Here is a 1,506-nt window from a genome sequence, read left to right on the forward strand (position 1 = left end):
TGATGACCTAGAAAATATTGAAGAAGAAAAAGACGAAGATAAGGAGGAATTGAAAAAATGGCTTTTATTGAGATATCCTGAATATGATTCAGATGCTACGAAACTTAATTTAGCTATTGATTGGTTTTTTACAACTGAATATAATCAATTGATAGTTTTCCTTCAATTAGGTGCTGCAGAATTTTATAATTTCAAACCGATTGGACATAGAACTATTATTGAAATTAACACTGAACACGATTTCTACTTAGAGTTTATAAGACCTTTGTTAGATGAAAAAGATTTGAATAAAATAGATCCTTTATTGCTATTATTTGGGGCAATGGTGGAAGCTGAAAAAGAACTTGTGTCTTATCAACAATATATTTCAAGATTTAGAAGTTTATTTGCCGTAAAATTAAACCAGTTTATTCTTGATTGGAAAGAAAAACAATAATTATGCTTTTCAAAAACGGAATAAATCTACAACCCAAGCTTAGCGAATACATAAGTAATTCGCGAAGGCTTTTTATTTTCTCCCCATACATAAAGTTGGAGACACTGAAAGCATTGATTGACAGACAAGAAAATGTAAAAGCAGTTTTTGTAAGATGGGAAACCAAAGATTTAATTCTTGGTTCATCTGACTTGGAAATTTATACTTATCTGAAAGCAAAAGGAATTACACTTTATAGAAATTCCCGTTTGCATTTGAAAGCATATATAGATGAATACAAAAATTGTTTTCTCACAAGTGCAAACATTTCTTCTCGGGCTTTAAATCTTCCACCTTACTCAAACTACAATTATGAAATTGGAACTATTGTAGAAGATTTGGGTATTGAAGACAGACTGTTTTTCAACATCATTGAAAGTGATTCCATTTTAATCACAGACAATATTTACAAGCAACTAAGCGAGCAACTTCCCGAAAGGAAAAAGGAATTTCCTGACGAAAAAGAATTTCATTTCAAGATTGAAGCACCTGACAAAGATTTTTTGATATCCGCTTTGCCAATGACTTACAGCATTGAAACACTATACAGAATTTACGAGAACAAAGAATTTGTCAACGAATTAGAATTGAATTGTGTTTTGCACGACTTAGCGATTTATAAATTACCTTTAGATTTGTCTTCAACAGAGTTTCGAGAAAAATTGAAAGAGGCATTTTTCTCTCACCCTTTCATTAAAAGATTTTTAGAAGATTTGGAATTAACCGGAGAGGTGTATTTTGGTACAGCCAAAGAATGGATTCACAAAAATTGTGCAGATGTCCCAACTCCTCGAAAGTTTGAGATAACAGAAAACATTCAAATTCTTTATAGATGGATTGTAAAACTTGGAAACGGTAAATATGTCGTAGATCGTCCAAATTATTCTGAAAGACTTATTGTTGTAAAGTAATTCATCATATTCAACTAAATCTTACACCAACGGAGGACTGATTTTAATAAAGGAGAAATTGGAAGAAAACCCCAACTATTTCCTGCAACCGACATCATTTTTGAATATGATTTTAGAAAC

General features: G+C 31.3%; 2 protein-coding genes. Both read left to right on the forward strand.

The window, feature by feature from the left end; genetic code table 25:
• Positions 1 to 436: hypothetical protein (locus tag GW846_00040; GenBank protein ID NDK09158.1), on the forward strand; the 436-nt coding region annotated here is incomplete at its 5' end.
• 113 nt (positions 437 to 549) lie between these two features.
• Positions 550 to 1,386 carry a hypothetical protein gene (locus GW846_00045; protein ID NDK09159.1) on the forward strand — a complete coding sequence of 279 codons (837 nt, stop codon included), beginning with the start codon at positions 550 to 552 and terminating at the stop codon, positions 1,384 to 1,386.
• The last annotated feature ends 120 nt before the right edge of the window (positions 1,387 to 1,506 follow it).

This window comes from Candidatus Gracilibacteria bacterium (assembly GCA_010119145.1).
Classification (GTDB): Bacteria; Patescibacteriota; Gracilibacteria; order BD1-5; family UBA6164; genus JAACSU01.